The sequence below is a fragment of the Xanthomonas cannabis pv. cannabis genome (assembly GCF_000802365.1).
Lineage (GTDB): Bacteria > Pseudomonadota > Gammaproteobacteria > Xanthomonadales > Xanthomonadaceae > Xanthomonas > Xanthomonas cannabis.
Window position 1 is genome coordinate 1 of sequence record NZ_JSZE01000202.1, and the last position, 1,858, is coordinate 1,858.

The following is a 1,858-nucleotide window of genomic DNA, read 5'->3' on the forward strand; positions in this document are numbered from 1 at the left end:
ACGGCGGCTGGTCTGCTTGAGCAGGGCTTCCACCGCGGCCGGGGTCAACGGGCCATCGCCCAGACCGATGGACGCGCTCTGCACCAGCGCCACGACGCCGGCCACGTGCGGGGACGCCATCGAGGTGCCGCCCATTCCCATATAGATGTAGGAACCGGAGGTCGGGGTGGTCGCACCGTCGTAGCCGGCCTGCCAGATGTAGCCGCCCGGATTGCCGTCCACGCTGCCACCGCCACCCGGGCCGGACAGGTCGACCTTGCTGCCGTAGTTGGAGTAATAGGTGATGCCGCCGGTGATGCGCGTGGCGCCCACGGTAATGGTGTTGTTGCAGCTGGCCGGCGAATGGTTGGCTGCATCTTCGCCACTGTTGCCCGCCGCCACCACCACGGTGGTGCCGCGCGAGACCGCGCCATTGATCGCCAGCTGGGTGGCCGAGTCGCACGGCTCGCCGCCGCCCAGGCTCATGTTGATCACTTCGGCCGGATTGGTGTTGGCCGGCACGCCTTCGACGGTGCCGCCGGACGCCCACACGATGGCGTCGGCGATGTCGGAGGTGTAGCCGCCGCAACGGCCGAGCACGCGCACCGGCAGGATGGTCGCCTTCGGCGCCACGCCGGCCATGCCGATGCCGTTATTGGTCGCCTCGGCCACGGTGCCCGAGACATGGGTGCCGTGCCAGGAGCTCTCCTGTGCCACCGAGCCGTCGTAGCAGACGTTGTCGGCCTCTTCCCAGTCGCCGTAGTCCAGCGCGCCCGGCACGCGGGCATCGGTCGGGCGGCGCGAGACTTCTGCATCGGTGATGAAGTCGTAGCCCTGCAGCAGGTTGCCGGCAAAGTCCGGATGGCCCGGCAGGATGCCGGTGTCCAGCACTGCCACCACTACGCCGGCGCCCTGCGACAGGTCCCATGCCGCCGGCGCATTGATGCCGCCAGTCGGGTTGCTCAGGTGCCACTGGTACTGCGCGTACAGCGGGTCGTTGGGCACCAGTTGCGGGCTCACGTCGGTGGCCGGCACGTTCTTCTGGATGTCGATCGGACGCAGCATGCGGTCGATCTGCACGTCGGCCACGGACGGGTCGTTCTTCAGCTCCACCACCACCTTGTTTACCTGTGCGGCAGTCAGCGTGCTGGACAGCCTGATCAGGTCCGAACCGATGCCCAGCTTGCGCACATACGTCGCCTTGGCAGCGGCGGCAGCGCTGCGTGCCCCGGTGCTGGCGCCAACGCGGCCGACAGCGGCCTGCACGGCATTGAGCTTGCTGCTGCGATCAGTCGCAGCGGCAGTGTTGTCCTTGTAGCGCACGATCAGGCGGCTACTGAATGCGGCGCCGGCCGGCGCTGCCTGGGTCGGCTCCTTGACCAGCAGTTTCGGTGCGGCAGCCAGGGTGCCGGATGCACCCAGGGCCATCATCAGGATGGCGCCGGTCAGCGGGGTGAGGCGGAAGGTCTTGTCGATCACGGTGAAATCCTCTTCGTGTTTTTCGTGAATCAGGCTTGGAGCGACGTCGGCAACGGCGCGCAGCCGTCAAACGGCCTGCGCTGTTGCTGTGGATCGCTCCTGGTACGGCCATCACTCCATGCGAATCCGTTGGCTGGCCTAGCCACGGTCCTTGCCCGCCCCCTCAGGCCTTGCCTTGCCGCGGCGGCGCATGTGCGCGCCGCCACGTGTGATGCAACTGCGCGTGCGTGTGCCGCGTTACCAGCCGAAACCGGCACCCACGCCGATCGAGCTGTCGTCGCCACTGAGCGCACCGCCCACCGTCAACGTCGCGCGCGGGCTGATCGCACGCTGGTAGCCCACCGACAACGCCGATTCGCCGTTCTGGAACCCCACACCGGCACCGATGCGGTTCTGCGAC

The 1,858-nt window shown here is 68.1% G+C and carries 2 protein-coding genes; both read right to left on the bottom strand.

The window, feature by feature from the left end:
• Positions 1-1,458: S8 family serine peptidase (locus tag OZ10_RS20040; RefSeq protein ID WP_039566849.1), on the bottom strand; the 1,458-nt coding region annotated here is incomplete at its 3' end.
• A 237-nt stretch (positions 1,459-1,695) separates the two neighbouring features.
• A partial coding sequence (locus OZ10_RS22990; protein ID WP_180322026.1) for a YadA-like family protein occupies positions 1,696-1,858 on the bottom strand: 163 nt, incomplete at its 5' end.